Genomic DNA, 18265 nt, shown 5'->3' on the forward strand with positions numbered 1-18265 from the left:
TAGTCTCTATATTTGCAATCGTAAAATCTAAAAGAGAGGAGGTTAAGGACTATGTTAATTATACCAGTTAAAGAAGGAGAAAATATAGACAGAGCACTGAAACGTTTCAAGCGAAAATTTGATCGTACAGGTGGAATGCGTCAACTAAGAGCTAGAAAACACTTTTCAAAGCCATCAGTAGTGCGTAGAGCGCAGATTCAGAAAGCTCAGTACATACAAAATCTTAGAGATCAAGAAGAAGTTTAAGATTTTTAGAACAAAATTAAAAAGGTTTCCATAACGGAAACCTTTTTTTGTGTGTATAATTCAAATATTAAATACAACTTTAGTAACTTTAAACAAATAAAATGGAGTTTATCAGTTTAAGAGTTTATCAGTTTAATTTCGCATTAATAAAAGTTAAAAGTTAAAAGTTAAAAGTGAACAGTTGAAAGTGAAAAAGTGATCAGTTAAGAGTAAATTAACGAACAAACAAACAAACAAAGCGACTAAAACCCAAAACCCAAAAATGACCTTCACTTCCTTCACAGAATATCTAAAACTCGAAAAGAACTATTCGGTGCATACGGTAACAGCTTATGAAAAAGATTTGCGTTCGTTTTCGGAATTTTGTGAAACTGCATATGAGGATGATAATATAAAAGGAGTTCATTATGTGCAAATTCGGAATTGGATCGTTTCTTTAGTAGAAACGGGTTTGATGAATGCAACGATAAACAGAAAAGTATCTTCACTCAAAACCTATTACAAATACTTACTCAAAACAAAACAAATAGAAGTAAGTCCATTAATAAAACACAAAGCATTAAAAACGTCAAAAAAAATACAAGTACCATTCTCTAAAAAAGAAATGGATCAAGTATTAGAAAACATAGTCTTTAAAAATGATTTTGCAGGTATACGCAACAAAACGATCATTGAAATGTTGTATGCAACAGGAATGCGGCGGAGTGAATTAATCAATCTAAAAGAATCAGACATAGATTATACTTTAAAAACAATTAAAATATTAGGTAAAAGAAACAAAGAGCGAATTGTTCCATTGCTGCAAAAGCTTGAAGTACAGTTAAAAGAATACAATACCCAAAGGAAATCAATAGCTATTCATAAAACGGATGAATTATTTTTAACGGCTAAGGGAAATAAAATCTATCCGAATCTTGTATATCGTCTAATAAATGATTATTTTAGTGTAGCATCAACAAAAACAAAAAAGAGTCCGCATATTCTCAGACATACATTTGCGACTCATTTATTAAATCAAGGTGCAGACTTAAATGCTGTAAAAGAATTACTTGGTCATGCTAGCTTAGCTTCCACACAAGTATATACTCACAACAGTTTAGCTGAACTTAAAAATGTATATGCCAAAGCGCATCCTAGAAATAAAAAGTAATTACAAAGAAAGCAGCCAAAACCTAAATTATAACCTAAAAAAATACCGCGTATGAAAGTAAACATGCAGTCCGTAAACTTTACGGCAGATCGTAAGTTAGTAGATTTCATTCAAAGAAAAATGGACAAGTTAGAAACATACTATGATAAAATTGTAGATGCAGACGTCTATTTAAAGGTAGAAAACACAAGTGCAAAAGAAAATAAGATTGCAGAAGTGAGAGTAAATATTCCTGGAGATGATCTTATGGTAAAAAAACAATGTAGAACCTTTGAGGAAGCTATGGATGAAGCAACAAGCACATTACAAAGAGCGCTATTAAAAAGAAAAGAAAAAGTACGAACACATTGATATAAAAAAGTTCTCAAAAATTGTTTTGATTAAAAAAATAATTTATACATTTGCAGTCCGTTAGAAATAGCGGGCTTTTTTTATGAGCAAAAGCCGATGTAGCTCAGCTGGCTAGAGCAGCTGATTTGTAATCAGCAGGTCGTGGGTTCGAGTCCCTCCATCGGCTCAAAAAAAGTAAAGCGCAGTAGGGGTTGAGAAATACGAAAAGTATTTTGAGACATAATAATGAAACGTTAATCCTTAGCGCAGTCGAAGGAAGTTATCCATCGGCTCATAAGTTTTGAAATATTGATTTTTATTGGGGAGATACTCAAGCGGCCAACGAGGGCAGACTGTAAATCTGCTGACTACGTCTTCGCAGGTTCGAATCCTGCTCTCCCCACTAAACAAAAGCGAAAGTAGCTCAGTTGGTAGAGCGTCAGCCTTCCAAGCTGAATGTCGCCGGTTCGAACCCGGTCTTTCGCTCTATATATTTCTTGCCGATGTAGCTCAGGGGTAGAGTGTTTCCTTGGTAAGGAAGAGGTCACGGGTTCAAATCCCGTCATTGGCTCATAAAATGTATAAATTTAACACTAATATATAACTAAGATTAAAATAAATTAAACATGGCAAAGGCAACTTTTGATCGTTCAAAACCACACCTTAACATAGGTACAATTGGACACGTAGATCACGGTAAAACAACTTTAACTGCTGCTATTACTAAAGTATTAGCTGATGCAGGTTTTTCAGAAGCAAAATCATTTGATCAAATTGATAATGCTCCAGAAGAGAAAGAAAGAGGAATAACAATTAATACATCACACGTAGAATACGCAACAGCTAATCGTCACTACGCACACGTTGACTGTCCAGGTCACGCGGATTACGTAAAGAACATGGTTACTGGTGCTGCACAAATGGATGGCGCTATATTAGTAGTTGCTGCAACTGACGGTCCTATGCCACAAACTCGTGAGCACATCTTATTAGGTCGTCAAGTAGGAATTCCAAGAATGGTTGTATTCATGAATAAAGTGGATATGGTTGATGATGAGGAATTAATTGAATTGGTAGATATGGAAGTTAGAGATTTATTATCTTTCTATGAATATGATGGAGATAATGGGCCTGTAATTGCTGGTTCTGCATTAGGTGCACTTAACGGTGAGAAAAAATGGGTTGATACAGTTTTAGAATTAATGGAAGCTGTTGATGTTTGGATTGAAGAGCCTTTAAGAGAAATAGATAAGCCTTTCTTAATGCCAATTGAAGATGTATTCTCAATTACTGGTCGTGGTACTGTTGCAACTGGTCGTATTGAAACGGGTATTGCTAACACTGGAGATCCTGTAGAGATTATTGGTATGGGAGCTGGAAAATTAACTTCTACTATTACTGGTATCGAAATGTTTCGTCAAATATTAGATAGAGGTGAAGCTGGAGATAATGCAGGTATTTTATTAAGAGGTATTGAGAAAACTCAAATCTCTAGAGGTATGGTAATCTGTAAGCCAGGTTCTGTAACTCCACATGCTAAATTTAAAGCTGAGGTTTATATCCTTAAAAAAGAAGAAGGTGGACGTCACACTCCATTTCATACAAATTATCGTCCTCAATTTTATGTTCGTACAACGGATGTAACAGGAACTATCAGCTTGCCAGAAGGTGTTGAGATGGTTATGCCAGGAGATAACTTAACAATTACTGTTGAGTTGTTAAACACAATTGCGATGAATGTAGGTTTACGTTTTGCAATTCGTGAAGGTGGTAGAACTGTTGGTGCAGGTCAGGTAACTGAAATTTTAGACTAAACAGATAAATATTAATAAATAATAGAGGTGTCCCGTTTTTGGGACGCCTTTTTATGGAATACGGGTTTAGCTCAGTTGGTAGAGCACTGGTCTCCAAAACCAGGTGTCGTGAGTTCGAGTCTCTCAACCCGTGCTAATAAAATTACAATATGGCTGGTATAGTAAATTATGTAAAAGAATCTTTCGAGGAGTTGAGAACCAATGTTACTTGGACAGCGTGGCCAGAGGCACAGCGTTTAACAATTGTTGTTGCGATTTTCTCAATTATTTTCTCATTAGTAATTTGGGGAGTTGATTCAGCCTTTGCAAAAGCATTAGGATTTGTGTACGAACTAGTACTTGGTAAATAATCACTCTCAAAAATTATACTTATTATGGCGGATTCTAATGTGAAGAAATGGTATGTTGTGAGAGCTGTCAGTGGGCAGGAAAATAAAATAAAAGCTTATATAGAAAGCGAAATAGTTAGACTTGGTCTTGAGGATTATGTAGAAGAAGTTTTAGTTCCAACGGAAAAAGTAATTCAAATCCGTAACGGAAAAAAAGTAAATAAGGAAAAAGTTTATTTCCCAGGTTATATTATGATTAAAGCTAATATAGCAGGAGAAGTAACACATGTTATAAAGTCAGTTACAAACGTGATTGGTTTCTTAGGAGAAGTAAAAGGAGGAGATCCTGTTCCGTTAAGGCAATCAGAAGTTAATAGAATGCTTGGTAAAGTGGATGAATTAGCAGTGAAAACTGATAATGTCGCAATCCCTTTTACAACAGGACAAACAGTAAAAGTAATCGATGGTCCTTTCAATGGTTTCAATGGAACAGTTGAAAAGATTAACGAAGAGAAACGTAAATTAGAAGTAATGGTGAAAATTTTCGGAAGAAAAACACCTTTAGAACTAAGTTACATGCAAGTAGAGAAAATATAATTGTTACACATTATATATACACGTAAACATTTTTAGCTTCCAAATAAAAAGTGTTTTACAACTAAAAACAAGAAAATGGCAAAAGAATTAAGTAAAGTAGTTAAGCTACAAGTTAGGGGAGGTGCAGCGAATCCGTCGCCACCGGTTGGACCCGCTTTAGGTGCTGCCGGTGTTAATATCATGGAGTTCTGTAAGCAGTTTAATGCAAGAACACAAGATAAACAAGGTAAAATAGTACCAGTTGTTATTTCTGTATACAAAGACAAATCTTTTGAATTTGTAGTGAAAACAGCTCCAGCGGCAGTTCAGCTAATGGAAGCGGCAAAGATTAAAAAAGGATCAGGAGAACCAAACCGTAAAAAGGTAGCAAGCGTAACTTGGGAACAAGTAAGAGCAATTGCTCAAGACAAAATGGTAGACTTAAATGCGTTTAAAGTTGAGTCAGCAATGAGTATGGTTGCAGGAACTGCAAGATCTATGGGATTAACAGTATCTGGTGATAAACCTTTTTAAATCTAAAAGAAAATGGCACGAGTAACAAAAAAGCAAAAAGAAGCTTTAGCTAAAGTAGACAGAAACAAATTGTATTCTGTTGCGGAAGCATCAAGCTTAGTGAAAGAAATAACAAATGTAAAATTTGACGCGTCTGTTGATATTGCTGTAAGATTAGGTGTTGATCCACGTAAAGCTAATCAAATGGTAAGAGGTGTGGTAACATTACCGCACGGAACAGGTAAAGACGTTAAAGTTTTAGCATTAGTAACTCCAGATAAAGAAGCAGAAGCTACAGAAGCAGGTGCTGACTATGTTGGATTAGACGAGTACCTTGCGAAAATTAAAGGAGGATGGACAGATGTTGATGTAATCATCACAATGCCAAGTGTAATGGGTAAATTAGGACCTTTAGGTAGAATTTTAGGACCAAGAGGTTTAATGCCAAACCCAAAAACTGGTACTGTAACAATGGATGTAGCGAAAGCTGTAACTGAAGTGAAAGCTGGTAAAATTGACTTTAAAGTTGATAAAACAGGAATCGTTCATGCGTCTATTGGTAAATCTTCATTCTCTGCAGAAAAAATTGAAGGGAATGCGGCTGAGCTATTACAGACATTAATGAAATTAAAGCCAACTGCGGCAAAAGGTATATACATGAAAAGTGTTTTTATGTCAAGTACCATGAGCCCAAGTATAGCTGTTGATCCGAAAACAATATAATTGGTAGTTAAAAAAGATTTTTATCATGACTAAAGAAGAAAAATTAGTAGTAATAGAAGAATTAACTGCACAGTTAGCTGAAAATACGAATATTTATTTAACAGATATCTCTGGATTAAATGCTGAAGCTACTTCAGATTTAAGAAGAGCTTGTTACAAGGAAAATATTCAACTTGCAGTAATCAAGAATACATTGCTTGCAAAAGCAATGGAAGCTTCTGAAAAAGAATTTGGTGAACTTCCTGAAGTATTAAAAGGAAACACTTCACTAATGTTTTCAGAAACAGGAAACGCTCCAGCGAAATTAATCAAAGAATTCAGAAAAAAGAAGAAAGCAAAAAAACCTATTTTAAAAGGAGCTTTCATCGAATCTGCGGTTTATGTAGGAGACGATCAATTAGATGTATTAGTTGATATCAAATCTAGAGAAGAGCTTATTGGAGAAATCATTGGATTATTACAATCTCCTGCTAAGAACGTTGTTTCTGCTCTTAAATCTAGTGGCGGTAAATTGGCTGGAATCATCAAAACATTATCTGAAAGATAATTTAGAAAGTACGCACTTAACAAAACAAATATTTAACAAAAACATTATTTTAAAACGATAGAAAATGGCAGATTTAAAAGAATTCGCAGAACAATTAGTTAACCTTACAGTAAAAGAAGTTAACGAATTAGCAGGTATATTAAAAGATGAGTACGGTATTGAGCCTGCTGCAGCTGCAGTAGTTCAATCAGGTGGTGGCGGAGCAGCAGCAGAAGAAGCTGACGAGCAAACTGAATTTGACGTTATCTTAAAAGCCGCAGGTGGTTCTAAGTTAGCAGTAGTTAAATTAGTAAAAGAATTAACTGGTTTAGGTCTTAAAGAAGCTAAAGCAATTGTTGATTCTGCACCAGCAGCAGTAAAAGAAGGAGTAACTAAAGATGAGGCTGAAGGTCTTAAAGCATCTTTAGAAGAAGCAGGAGCAGAGGTTGAGCTTAAGTAAGCTTACCAAGCTATAAAAACTTGGTTTAGGTCTTTGGGATAGTTCCCTGAGACCTAAACCCTTTTGTGCATATAAGCGTGAATACGTTTTATTTTATTTTATTTTAATCATAATATTGTCCATTGATGTTCACAAATCAGACTGAAAGATTAAATTTCGCCTCGGCAAAACACACACCTGACTATCCAGATTTCCTAGATATTCAGATCAAATCATTCCAAGATTTCTTTCAATTAGAAACGAAATCTGAAGAGCGTGGCGAAGAAGGATTATACAACACCTTCCAAGAAAACTTTCCAATTACAGACACTCGTAATCAATTCGTATTAGAATTTCTTGATTACTTCGTCGACCCACCTAGATACAATATTCAAGAATGTATTGAAAGAGGATTAACGTATAGTGTGCCTTTAAAAGCACGTCTAAAACTATATTGTACAGATCCAGAGCATGAAGACTTTGAAACAATTGTACAGGATGTATATTTAGGAACTATTCCTTATATGACTCCAAGTGGAACGTTCTGTATCAATGGAGCTGAGCGTGTCGTAGTTTCTCAATTACACCGTTCGCCAGGAGTATTTTTTGGACAATCTTTCCATGCAAATGGAACAAAGCTATATTCTGCCAGAGTAATTCCTTTTAAAGGATCATGGATAGAATTTGCAACTGATATCAATAGTGTAATGTATGCATATATTGATAGAAAGAAAAAATTACCTGTAACTACACTATTTAGAGCTATCGGATTTGAAAGTGATAAAGATATCCTTGAGATATTTGATCTTGCTGAAGAAGTAAAAGTATCTAAAAGTGGACTTAAAAAAGTATTGGGTCGCAAGTTAGCTGCACGTGTATTAAATACGTGGCATGAAGACTTCGTAGATGAAGATACAGGAGAAGTAGTATCTATCGAACGTAACGAAATCGTTTTGGATAGAGATACTGTTTTAGAAAAAGAACACATAGAAGAAATCGTGGAAGCTGGTGTAAAAACTGTTCTTTTACACAAAGAAGAAAACCAAGCTGGTGATTACGCGATTATCCATAATACATTACAAAAAGATCCTACGAACTCTGAAAAAGAAGCCGTAGAACACATTTATCGTCAACTTCGTAATGCTGAGCCGCCAGATGAGGAAACAGCACGTGGTATTATCGATAAACTATTTTTCTCTGACCAACGTTACAACCTTGGAAACGTAGGTCGTTACCGTATGAATAAGAAGTTAGGATTGAATATCGCAATGGATAAGCAAGTCTTAACGAAGGAAGATATTATCACCATCATCAAATACTTAATTGAGTTAATTAACTCTAAAGCGGAAATTGATGATATTGATCACTTATCTAACAGACGTGTTCGTACAGTAGGAGAACAATTAGCACAACAATTCGGTGTTGGACTTGCGCGTATGGCAAGAACAATCCGTGAGCGTATGAACGTTAGAGATAACGAGGTATTTACACCAATCGATTTGATTAATGCAAAAACCTTGTCATCTGTAATTAATTCATTCTTCGGAACGAATCAGTTGTCGCAATTCATGGATCAAACAAATCCATTAGCAGAAATAACACACAAGCGTCGTCTATCGGCTTTAGGACCTGGAGGACTTTCTAGAGAAAGAGCAGGTTTCGAAGTACGTGATGTTCACTATACACACTACGGACGTTTATGTCCTATTGAAACACCAGAAGGACCAAACATTGGATTAATATCTTCTCTTGGAGTATTTGCAAAAGTAAACGCTATGGGATTCTTGGAAACTCCATACCGTAAGGTAGAGAATGGAAAAGTTGATATTAACAATTTTGCATACTTAAGTGCTGAGGAAGAAGAAGGAATGAAAATTTCTCAAGCAAACATTCCAACAACTGAAGACGGTACAATCAGTGTTGACAAAATAATTGCACGTGAAGAAGGAGATTTCCCAGTAGTATCTCCATCTGAAGTTGATTATACGGATGTTGCACCAAATCAAATAGCATCAATCTCAGCATCGTTAATTCCATTCTTGGAACATGATGATGCCAACCGTGCATTGATGGGATCTAACATGATGCGTCAAGCAGTACCATTATTACGTCCACAATCACCAATCGTAGGAACAGGATTAGAGCGTCAAGTAGCTTCTGATTCTAGAGTATTGATAAATGCTGAAGGCGATGGATTGGCTGAATATGTAGATGCAAATAAAATTACAATCAAGTACGATCGTACGGAAGAAGAAAAATTAGTAAGTTTTGACGGAGACTCAAAAACATACAACTTAATCAAATTCCGTAAAACGAATCAAAGTACATCTATTAACCTAAAACCAATTATTAAAAAAGGTGATAGAGTTAAAAAAGGACAAGTACTTTGTGAAGGATATGCAACTCAAAAAGGAGAACTAGCACTTGGACGAAACATGAAGGTTGCCTTCATGCCTTGGAAAGGATATAACTTTGAGGATGCAATTGTAATCTCTGAAAAAGTAGTTCGTGAAGACATCTTTACGTCTATTCACATTGACGAATACTCAATGGATGTAAGAGATACAAAATTAGGAGCTGAAGAATTAACCAATGACATTCCAAACGTTTCAGAAGAAGCTACAAAAGATTTAGATGAAAATGGAATGATTAGAGTTGGAGCTGAAGTAAAACCTGGCGACATTCTAATTGGTAAAATTACTCCAAAAGGAGAATCAGATCCTACACCAGAAGAAAAATTATTACGTGCAATCTTTGGAGACAAAGCAGGTGATGTAAAAGATGCTTCATTAAAAGCGTCTCCATCATTACACGGAGTTGTAATTAATAAAAAATTATTCGCAAGAGCAATCAAAGACAAGCGTAAAAGAGCGAAAGACAAAGAGGAAATCGCAACTTTAGAACTTGAATACACCACTAAATTCGGAGAATTAAGAGAAGTATTAATTGATAAATTATTTACGCTCGTTAATGGTAAAACTTCTCAAGGAGTTCAAAATGATCTTGGAGAAGAAGTATTGCCAAAAGGGAAAAAGTTTACACTAAAAATGTTAAACGCAGTAGAAGATTACGCGCATTTAACAGGAGGAACTTGGACTACTGACGATGTTACAAATACTGCAATTGCAGATTTAGTACACAACTATAAAATCAAACTTAATGACCTTCAAGGAGCATTAAGAAGAGATAAATTTACAATATCAGTTGGAGATGAATTACCAGCAGGAATTTTAAAACTAGCTAAAGTTTACATCGCTAAAAAACGTAAACTAAAAGTAGGTGATAAAATGGCAGGTCGTCACGGAAACAAAGGTATTGTAGCTCGTATTGTTCGTCAAGAAGATATGCCTTTCTTGGAAGATGGTACGCCAGTAGATATCGTATTAAATCCATTAGGAGTACCTTCTCGTATGAATATCGGTCAAATTTATGAAACGGTATTAGGATGGGCAGGAGAAAAACTAGATAAAAAATATGCTACGCCAATCTTTGATGGTGCTTCATTAGATCAAATTAATGAAATCACTGACGAAGCTGGTGTTCCAAGATTTGGACATACATACTTATATGATGGTGGAACAGGAGAACGTTTCGATCAGCCGGCAACGGTAGGTATTATTTACATGCTGAAACTAGGACACATGGTAGATGACAAAATGCACGCACGTTCCATAGGACCATATTCATTAATTACGCAACAACCATTAGGTGGTAAAGCACAATTTGGTGGACAACGTTTTGGAGAAATGGAAGTTTGGGCATTAGAAGCATATGGAGCATCTAGCACACTAAGAGAAATACTGACTGTAAAATCTGATGATGTAATTGGTAGAGCCAAAACTTACGAAGCTATCGTAAAAGGGGAACCAATGCCAGAACCAGGATTACCTGAATCATTCAATGTATTAATGCATGAATTGAAAGGTCTTGGATTAGACATTAGATTAGAGGAATAATTATAAACGCCGTGTAACTTTTTGTTGCACGGCTATAAGTACACATAATTCATTATCAACCATTAGTATGGCAAGAAATAGAGATAAGAATACTGTAAAGAGATTTAATAAAATCTCGATAGGTTTAGCCTCTCCGGAGTCTATATTAGGAGCTTCAAAAGGTGAAGTCCTAAAACCTGAAACAATCAACTATCGTACACACAAACCTGAGCGTGACGGATTATTCTGTGAGCGTATCTTCGGTCCTGTAAAGGATTACGAATGTGCTTGTGGTAAATACAAAAGAATTCGCTACAAAGGAATCGTATGTGACCGATGTGGTGTTGAAGTAACAGAAAAAAAAGTACGTAGAGATAGAGTTGGACATATCAACCTTGTAGTGCCAGTTGCACACATTTGGTATTTCCGTTCGTTACCAAACAAAATTGGATACCTTTTAGGATTACCATCTAAGAAATTAGACATGATTATTTACTACGAACGTTATGTAGTAATTCAGCCAGGTGAAGCTAAAAATGAAGAAGGTGAGCCAGTTCAAAAAATGGATTTCCTTACGGAAGAAGAATACTTAAATATTCTTGAATCGCTTCCACAAGAAAATCTATATCTAGACGATAAAGATCCTAAGAAATTTATCGCTAAAATGGGTGCTGAATGTTTAATTGAATTATTATCTAGAATTGATTTAGATCAATTATCATTCGATTTAAGACACAAAGCAAACAACGAAACATCTAAGCAACGTAAAACGGAAGCGTTAAAGCGTTTGCAAGTTGTTGAAGCGTTACGTGATGCGAACAAAAATCGTGAAAACCGTCCGGAATGGATGATCATGAAAGTTGTTCCTGTAATTCCACCAGAATTACGCCCGTTAGTACCACTTGATGGTGGTCGTTTTGCAACGTCTGATTTAAATGATTTATACCGTAGAGTAATTATCAGAAACAATCGTTTAAAAAGATTAATGGAGATCAAAGCTCCAGAAGTAATCTTGCGTAACGAGAAGCGTATGCTTCAAGAATCTGTAGATTCATTATTCGATAACACGCGTAAATCATCAGCAGTAAAAACAGATTCTAACAGACCGTTAAAATCATTATCTGATTCCTTAAAAGGTAAGCAAGGACGTTTCCGTCAAAACTTACTTGGAAAACGTGTGGATTATTCTGCGCGTTCAGTAATTGTTGTAGGTCCAGAATTAAAATTATCTGAATGTGGATTGCCTAAAAATATGGCAGCAGAACTTTACAAGCCTTTCGTAATTAGAAAACTAATTGAAAGAGGAATTGTAAAAACTGTAAAATCTGCAAAGAAAATTATAGACAAGAAAGAACCAGTAGTTTGGGACATTCTTGACAACGTTATTAAAGGTCATCCAGTATTACTAAACCGTGCGCCTACGTTGCACAGACTTGGTATACAGGCGTTTCAGCCAAAGCTAATTGAAGGAAAAGCAATTCAGTTGCATCCATTAGTATGTACAGCATTCAACGCCGATTTTGATGGAGATCAAATGGCAGTTCATTTACCATTAGGACCAGAAGCAATCTTAGAAGCACAACTATTAATGTTAGCTTCTCACAACATTCTGAATCCAGCAAATGGTTCGCCAATTACAGTACCTTCACAAGATATGGTACTTGGTTTATACTATATGACGAAGTTGCGTAAATCTACTCCAGAAAGAAAAATTGTTGGTGAAGGTTTAACATTCTACTCTGCAGAAGAAGTAGTAATGGCGTACAATGAGAAAAAAATAGAGTTAAATGCTTCGATGAAAATTAGAGCAATGGACTTTAATGAAGAAGGAAAATTAGTTCCGCAAATTATCGAAACAACTGTTGGACGTGTACTTTTTAACGAAAAAGTTCCAGCAGCAGCAGGTTATATCAATAAAGTATTAACGAAAAAATCGTTACGTAATATTATTGGTGATATTTTAAGAGTTACTGATATTCCTACGACAGCAGATTTCTTAGATGAAATTAAAGGTCTTGGATACGGATTTGCCTTTAGAGGTGGATTATCATTCAGTTTAGGAGATATTATCATTCCAAAAGAAAAGCAATCGTTAATTGACAATGCTAACAAAGAGGTTGATAAAATTACCGCAAGTTATAACATGGGATTAATTACCAATAACGAGCGTTACAACCAAGTAATTGACAGATGGACAACAACGAATGCAAACCTTACGGAGTTGTCTATGAAGCACATTAGTGAAGATCAACAAGGATTTAACTCTGTGTATATGATGCTTGATTCTGGAGCCCGTGGTTCTAAAGAGCAGATTCGTCAGTTAACTGGTATGCGTGGATTAATGGCGAAGCCGAAAAAATCGACTGCCGGTGGTGGAGAAATTATTGAAAACCCAATTCTTTCTAACTTTAAAGAAGGATTATCGATCTTAGAATACTTTATCTCTACGCACGGTGCGCGTAAAGGTCTTGCCGATACCGCATTAAAAACTGCCGATGCAGGATACTTAACACGTCGTTTAGTAGATGTATCTCAAGATGTAATTGTGAACATTCATGATTGTGAAACATTACGAGGTGTAGATGTAATGGCATTAAAGAAAAATGAAGATGTTGTAGAGCCATTAAAAGAACGTATTCTTGGTAGAGTTGCATTGCAAAATGTATACAATCCATTAACAGAAGATGTTTTAGTAGAAGCTGGACAAGAAATTTCAGAAGAAATAGCTCAAATTATAGAAGACTCACCAGTAGAATCAGTAGAAGTAAGATCACCATTAACATGTGAAGCGAAAAAAGGTATTTGCGCAAAATGTTACGGAAGAAACCTTTCTACTAACAAAATGGTTCAAATTGGAGAAGCTGTTGGAGTTGTAGCTGCACAATCTATTGGAGAACCAGGTACACAGTTAACGCTACGTACGTTCCACCTTGGAGGAGTTGCAGGTAACATTTCTGATGAAAACCAATTACTTGCTAAATTTGGCGGTGTTGCTGAAATAGAAGAACTAAAAACAGTGAAAGCTGAAGCTAGTGATGGGAAAATTACGAATGTTGTAATTTCTCGTACTTCTGAAATTAAAGTAATCGACAAGAAAACAGGAATCACTTTAAGTACAAATAATATTTCTTATGGTTCAACAATCTTTGTGAAAAACGGAGATGTTGTGAAAGCAGGAGATGTTATTACACAATGGGATCCATATAACGGATCTATTATCTCTGAATTTGGAGGTAAAATTCAATTTGAAAACATTGAACAAGGTATTACGTTCCAAGTAGAAATTGATGAGCAAACAGGATTCCAAGAAAAAGTAATCTCTGAATCTAGAAATAAAAAATTAATACCAACGCTACAAATCCTTGATAAAAAAGGAGAAATTCAACGTTCATACAACTTACCAGTAGGTTCTCACTTAATGGTAGAAGACAATGAAAAAATTGAAGTAGGTAAAGTATTAGTAAAAATACCACGTAAGTCATCCAAAACTGGAGATATTACAGGAGGTTTGCCACGTGTAACAGAATTATTTGAAGCGCGTAATCCTTCTAATCCAGCGGTAGTTTCTGAAATTGATGGAGTCATTTCTTTTGGTAAAATTAAAAGAGGTAACCGTGAAATCATTGTAGAATCTAAATTTGAAGACGTTCGGAAGTATTTAGTAAAATTATCTAATCAAATCTTAGTACAAGAAAATGATTACGTAAGAGCAGGAATGCCACTTTCGGATGGTTCTATTACACCAAATGATATTTTAAATATCAAAGGACCTTCTGCGGTACAGCAGTACTTAGTAAATGAAGTACAAGAAGTATATCGTTTACAAGGTGTGAAAATTAATGACAAGCACTTTGAGGTAATTATTCGTCAAATGATGCGTAAAGTAAGAATTGGAGATCCAGGAGATACTATTTTCTTAGAAAACCAATTAATTCATAAGTCTGACTTTATCAGAGAAAATGATAATCTTTACGGTCAAAAAGTAGTGGAAGATGCAGGCGATTCAGAAAACTTTAAACCAGGACAAATCCTTTCTCCAAGAGAATTGAGAGATGAAAATTCTGTGTTAAGAAGAGCTGATAAGCAATTAGTATCTGCAAGAGAAGTAGTTCCGGCAACGGCAACACCAATCTTACAAGGTATTACAAGAGCTTCATTACAGACGAAATCATTCATCTCTGCAGCATCGTTCCAGGAAACAACAAAAGTACTGAACGAAGCAGCTGTAAGTGGTAAAATTGATACACTTGAAGGATTAAAAGAAAATGTAATTGTTGGACATAGAATACCAGCAGGAACGGGAATGCGTAAGTACGATGATATCATTGTAGGTTCGAAAGAAGAATACAACGAAATTATGGCTGCAAAGCATGAAATAAACTTTTAATACATGAACAACGACAAAGCAAACGAAAAGCAAATCAATATAGAGTTGGATGATGCAACTGCGGAAGGAATTTATTCCAACCTAGCAATCATTAACCATTCAGCTTCTGAATTTGTGGTAGATTTTGTAAACATTATGCCAGGGCGACCAAAGGCAAAAGTAAAATCTAGAATTGTGTTAACACCACAACATGCAAAACGATTAATGAAGGCATTAGGTGAAAACATTCAGCGCTTTGAAAAAGCTCATGGAAAAATCAAAGAATTTGAACATCCTACAATTCCAATGAATTTTGGACCGACAGGAGAAGCATAAACTAAAAAAACCTCAATTTTCGAATTGAGGTTTTTTTTATTTTATAAGTATTTTAAAAATCTATGACTATTAATATAAAATAGATTTTTGTTATAGAGTCCAAAAAACAGGCTTCTATATTTAAAACCTAATGCACAAAAAAAAGACATTCACATATATGAATGTCTTTTTTATTTAAAACTGTTACATGGCTTTAGAATGATTATTTAATCATTCAATCTTCAATTCTTCAATTATTTTTTTCATCAATATTCACTCGTAAAGTGGAATTTAATTTTAGGATATTTCTGCTGTGTCATCTGTAATGAAAAAGAAGAATCGGCAAGGAAAACCATTTTATCTTCTTTGTCACGTGCTAAAAATTTCTGTTTTACACGCTTGAAATCTAAAAACTGAGGATCTTTTTCATTATCAACTTCAATCCAACATGCTTTAAAAACATTCAAATTTTCATACGAACATTTTGCGCCATATTCATGTTCCAATCGATATTGAATCACTTCGTATTGAAGCGCTCCAACGGTTCCAATAATCTTTCTATTGTTTAAATCTAGCGTAAATAATTGTGCAACTCCTTCATCCATTAACTGACTAATTCCTTTATTCAATTGCTTAGATTTCATCGGATCCGCATTGTTAATATACCTAAAATGTTCTGGCGAAAAGCTAGGAACACCTTTGTAATTCATCTGTTCTCCAGCGGTTAACGTATCCCCAATTTTGAAATTTCCGGTATCATGCAAACCAACAATATCACCTGGGAATGATTCATCTACAATCTGTTTTTTCTCTGCAAAAAAAGCATTCGGACTTGAAAATTTTAGGTTCTTATCAAGTCGAACATGTAAATAAGGAGTATTTCTTTTAAAAACTCCAGAAACAATTTTTATAAAGGCAAGTCTATCTCTATGTTTAGGATCCATGTTGGCATGAATTTTAAAAACAAAGCCTGAAAAATCTTTCTCATTCGGGTGTACCAAACGCGTGTCAGATTCTTTCGGTCGTGGTGTTGGCGCAATTTCAACAAAACAATCAAGCAATTCTCTCACTCCAAAATTATTCAAGGCAGAACCGAAAAATACAGGCTGTAATTCTCCATTAAGATATTCTGTTCTATCAAAATTTGGATACACTTCCATTGCTAATTCCAACTCTTCACGTAAAGTTTCTGCGGCAGTTTCGCCGATATACGTTTCTAGTTTAGGATTGTTTACATCTTCAAAATGAATTGCTTTTGAAATGGTTTGTTTATTATCTCCTGTAAATAAATTAATATTCCTTTCCCAAATATTATAAATTCCCTTAAAATCGTAGCCCATACCAATAGGGAAACTTAAAGGTGTAACGCGCAAGCCTAATTTCTGCTCAACTTCATCTAACAAGTCAAAAGCATCTTTTCCTTCTCTATCCAACTTATTAATAAAAACAATAATTGGAATCTTTCGCATGCGGCAAACTTCGACTAATTTTTCTGTTTGTTCTTCCACACCTTTTGCAACATCAATCACAACAATTACACTATCAACAGCGCTTAATGTGCGAAAAGTATCTTCTGCAAAATCCTTGTGTCCTGGTGTGTCTAAAATGTTGATTTTCTTGTTCTTATAGATAAAAGCTAATACCGAAGTTGCCACAGAAATTCCTCTTTGGCGTTCAATTTCCATAAAGTCACTCGTAGCTCCTTTTTTGATCTTATTATTCTTCACAGCTCCAGCTTCTTGAATGGCTCCACCAAAGAGTAATAACTTCTCTGTTAATGTTGTCTTTCCTGCATCGGGATGTGAAATAATGCCAAAGGTTCTTCGCTTATTAATTTCTTTTTCTAGACTCATCTGAAATATTTAAATAGGCATCAAAAATATCACTTTTAAATCAAATAAGACATAAAGTTACTAACAACTTAAGGTAGCAAACTGTATTTTTTTTAACAAAAACAGTATAAATACTATAAAAAACATAATAAGCACTTTAACGATAAAATTAGCATTTCATCGAAAAAACAAATCCTTTCATGGGTATTGATGCGTATATCTATGTATGAGTTATTACATTTGTTAATAGTTCGTTAAAAGAATAACCTAGTAAATCCTTTTTATTAACAACCTTAAAAAGAAGTATACGAATGCAAAACATTACTATTGATGCACTGTTGAGAGGTAAACTTTCATGCAGTATATCTTTTGTTTTATTAATTGTTAAGAAGTTTTCTCCCATATTTATTTTGTGGCTTTCTATGCTACAAATAACTCATGCGCAGGAGAAAACTGTGTATGATGTTCAAAACCTGATGCTAGATGAAACTACGGCTGACGGAATTATTTCCTTTCAAACTATAGTGCCACATCTAACAGGTGTTGCTAATTTAAGACATCATGTTTACGAAAATCAAGAGCTGTATCCTATGGAGCAAAAAGCGATTGAAACAAGTAGAGATAAAAAGCACGAAGCGCACAAACGATGGGAACGATACATGCGAAAACTGCCTGTATATGTTTACATAGCGAAAGATATCCAAAATTATATTTCGGTAACCACAGAAATCAGTGATCATTTTACGGTTTGTCAAAAATTTACTGACAAGCTTGTTGTGAACATTGAAAATAAAAATGAATATCCGATTAGTGCAGAAATAGAACTTGAAACTGGGAGTATTATAAACTTTCCGAAATCAAAAGATGACGTAAAAATTTCATACAATAAAAATAAAAATATAACTTTCAATTACATTGGTAATGGAAGAGCAACATTTAGTTTACCTCCTAAATCAAAAGTATCTGCAATAATACCAGTAGTGTACAGTTGTGACGGAAATAATGGTAAAACAAACAAAACTGATAACAGCCAAATCTCGATAAATCACAAGATTAATCTTGTTGGGTACGTTTACAACAGTGAAAAAAAGGAGTTATACAGAATAACTTCTTTCCCTGTGACTACCTCAATGATTAAACTTGGATATCTATAAAATAAAGTTTCATGACT

The 18265-nt window shown here is 34.8% G+C and carries 15 protein-coding genes and 5 tRNA genes; 19 read left to right on the plus strand and 1 reads right to left on the minus strand.

Annotation, left to right across the window (positions count from 1 at the left end):
• Positions 1-51 precede the first annotated feature (51 nt).
• The 18 genes from rpsU (at position 52) to IMCC3317_RS20245 (ending at position 15283) form a co-directional block, all read left to right on the plus strand.
• Positions 52-246: a 30S ribosomal protein S21 gene (gene rpsU, locus IMCC3317_RS20160; RefSeq protein ID WP_160131282.1), complete on the plus strand. Its 195-nt coding sequence runs from the start codon at positions 52-54 to the stop codon at positions 244-246.
• A 262-nt stretch (positions 247-508) separates the two neighbouring features.
• Positions 509-1396: a tyrosine-type recombinase/integrase gene (locus IMCC3317_RS20165; protein ID WP_160131283.1), complete on the plus strand. Its 888-nt coding sequence runs from the start codon at positions 509-511 to the stop codon at positions 1394-1396.
• A 51-nt stretch (positions 1397-1447) separates the two neighbouring features.
• Positions 1448-1747 (plus strand): ribosome hibernation-promoting factor, HPF/YfiA family, encoded by a 300-nt coding sequence (gene hpf / locus IMCC3317_RS20170; protein WP_160131284.1) that lies wholly within the window; start codon positions 1448-1450, stop codon positions 1745-1747.
• Positions 1748-1839: 92 nt separating this feature from the next.
• Positions 1840-1913 (plus strand) — tRNA-Thr (locus tag IMCC3317_RS20175).
• A 134-nt stretch (positions 1914-2047) separates the two neighbouring features.
• Positions 2048-2129 (plus strand) — tRNA-Tyr (locus IMCC3317_RS20180).
• 10 nt (positions 2130-2139) lie between these two features.
• Positions 2140-2212 (plus strand) — tRNA-Gly (locus IMCC3317_RS20185).
• A gap of 13 nt (positions 2213-2225) precedes the next feature.
• A tRNA-Thr gene (locus IMCC3317_RS20190) sits at positions 2226-2297 on the plus strand.
• Between the two features lie 55 nt (positions 2298-2352).
• On the plus strand, positions 2353-3540 hold the full coding sequence (tuf, locus tag IMCC3317_RS20195; RefSeq protein ID WP_160131285.1) for an elongation factor Tu: 1188 nt from the start codon (positions 2353-2355) through the stop codon (positions 3538-3540).
• Positions 3541-3600: 60 nt separating this feature from the next.
• Positions 3601-3673 (plus strand) — tRNA-Trp (locus tag IMCC3317_RS20200).
• Between the two features lie 16 nt (positions 3674-3689).
• Positions 3690-3890, plus strand: coding sequence for a preprotein translocase subunit SecE (secE, locus tag IMCC3317_RS20205; protein WP_160131286.1), 201 nt, complete (start codon positions 3690-3692; stop codon positions 3888-3890).
• A 24-nt stretch (positions 3891-3914) separates the two neighbouring features.
• Positions 3915-4466: a transcription termination/antitermination protein NusG gene (gene nusG, locus IMCC3317_RS20210; protein WP_160131287.1), complete on the plus strand. Its 552-nt coding sequence runs from the start codon at positions 3915-3917 to the stop codon at positions 4464-4466.
• 75 nt (positions 4467-4541) lie between these two features.
• Entirely contained in the window at positions 4542-4979 is a 438-nt protein-coding gene (gene rplK, locus IMCC3317_RS20215; RefSeq protein ID WP_160131288.1) for a 50S ribosomal protein L11, read from the plus strand.
• A 12-nt stretch (positions 4980-4991) separates the two neighbouring features.
• Positions 4992-5681 carry a 50S ribosomal protein L1 gene (gene rplA, locus IMCC3317_RS20220; protein ID WP_160131289.1) on the plus strand — a complete coding sequence of 230 codons (690 nt, stop codon included), beginning with the start codon at positions 4992-4994 and terminating at the stop codon, positions 5679-5681.
• Positions 5682-5706: 25 nt separating this feature from the next.
• Entirely contained in the window at positions 5707-6228 is a 522-nt protein-coding gene (gene rplJ, locus IMCC3317_RS20225) for a 50S ribosomal protein L10 (protein ID WP_160131290.1), read from the plus strand.
• A 64-nt stretch (positions 6229-6292) separates the two neighbouring features.
• On the plus strand, positions 6293-6667 hold the full coding sequence (gene rplL / locus IMCC3317_RS20230; RefSeq protein WP_160131291.1) for a 50S ribosomal protein L7/L12: 375 nt from the start codon (positions 6293-6295) through the stop codon (positions 6665-6667).
• 125 nt (positions 6668-6792) lie between these two features.
• A complete protein-coding gene (rpoB, locus tag IMCC3317_RS20235; protein ID WP_160131292.1) occupies positions 6793-10602 on the plus strand; it encodes a DNA-directed RNA polymerase subunit beta in 3810 nt (1269 codons plus the stop codon).
• A 67-nt stretch (positions 10603-10669) separates the two neighbouring features.
• A complete protein-coding gene (gene rpoC / locus IMCC3317_RS20240) occupies positions 10670-14968 on the plus strand; it encodes a DNA-directed RNA polymerase subunit beta' (RefSeq protein WP_160131293.1) in 4299 nt (1432 codons plus the stop codon).
• Between the two features lie 3 nt (positions 14969-14971).
• Positions 14972-15283 carry a DUF3467 domain-containing protein gene (locus IMCC3317_RS20245; RefSeq protein WP_160131294.1) on the plus strand — a complete coding sequence of 104 codons (312 nt, stop codon included), beginning with the start codon at positions 14972-14974 and terminating at the stop codon, positions 15281-15283.
• A gap of 245 nt (positions 15284-15528) precedes the next feature.
• On the opposite strand, the gene IMCC3317_RS20250 is transcribed toward IMCC3317_RS20245, so the two are convergent.
• On the minus strand, positions 15529-17115 hold the full coding sequence (locus IMCC3317_RS20250; protein ID WP_160131295.1) for a peptide chain release factor 3: 1587 nt from the start codon (positions 17113-17115) through the stop codon (positions 15529-15531).
• Between the two features lie 290 nt (positions 17116-17405).
• Between IMCC3317_RS20250 and IMCC3317_RS20255 the strand changes: the two genes are divergently transcribed.
• Positions 17406-18248 carry a hypothetical protein gene (locus IMCC3317_RS20255; RefSeq protein ID WP_160131296.1) on the plus strand — a complete coding sequence of 281 codons (843 nt, stop codon included), beginning with the start codon at positions 17406-17408 and terminating at the stop codon, positions 18246-18248.
• The last annotated feature ends 17 nt before the right edge of the window (positions 18249-18265 follow it).

It is taken from the genome of Kordia antarctica (genome assembly GCF_009901525.1).
Classification (GTDB): Bacteria; Bacteroidota; Bacteroidia; order Flavobacteriales; family Flavobacteriaceae; genus Kordia; species Kordia antarctica.